This is a genomic window from Aerococcus sp. L_32 (assembly GCF_050689315.1).
Genome location: NZ_JBOEQF010000718.1, coordinates 1 through 909, shown reverse-complemented (window position 1 = coordinate 909; position 909 = coordinate 1). Strand labels below are relative to the sequence as shown.

1 protein-coding gene is annotated in these 909 nt (G+C 43.1%); it reads left to right on the top strand.

What is annotated here, in order from left to right; genetic code table 11:
- A partial coding sequence (locus tag ACRCJ0_RS15950; protein WP_431391152.1) for an FAD:protein FMN transferase occupies nt 1-817 on the top strand: 817 nt, incomplete at its 5' end.
- Nucleotides 818-909: the final 92 nt, after the last annotated feature.

Genomic DNA, 909 nt, shown 5'->3' with positions numbered 1-909 from the left:
CAGCCTTTTGATGCGGGTTAATGCGAAGGCAGGTCTGGCTCCTGTACAAGTAGACGCAGATTTATTCAAATTAATCGCCATTGGCAGAGACTATTCTCTGCGTTCAGACGTTAGTTTGAATATTGCAATCGGACCTTTAATCAAGCTGTGGCAGGTTGGTTTTGAGGGCGCTAATTTACCAAGTGAAGCGGCTATTCAAGACCGGTTAGCCCTTACTCACCCTGCAGACATTATTTTGGATGATGCGAAACAAACAGTTTACTTAGCGAAACAAGGAATGGAAATTGACTTGGGGGCAGTTGCTAAGGGATATTTTGCTGACTTAATCAAAGATTATTTCCTTGAGCAAGATGTCCAATCAGGCATGATTAACTTGGGCGGGAATGTATTACTAGTCGGCACACATCTTGAAAATCCTGGTGGTTTTTGGCGAGTAGGGGTCCAAGATCCTGACCAAAGTCGCAACCATTTACGCGGGATTATCCAATTTCAAGATGGGTCGGTGGTGACTTCTGGTATCTATGAGCGGCATTTTGAATACCAAGGCAAAACCTACCACCATATTTTTGATTCGCAAACGGGTTATCCGGTAAACAATGACCTGGCGGGCTTGACCATCGTCTCTAAGTCTTCCTTGGTTGGGGAGATTTACACGTCTTTATACTTTAATTTAACCAGTCAAGATTTATTGGCGAAATTATCTGCTATTAGCGGGGTTGAAGCGGTCATTATCACAAGAGACGGGGACGTTGTATTGACAGAGGGGATTAAACCCTTTTACACACCGGTTACTGAAGTTGAAAGTCCCTATTATTAAATTGTGATTCAAGAGAAGTCTAGTAAAATGGGCTTCTTTTTTTATTACAGTCTTGTCAGCGTGGGGGGGGCGGTAACTCTTTTTCAAAAGGA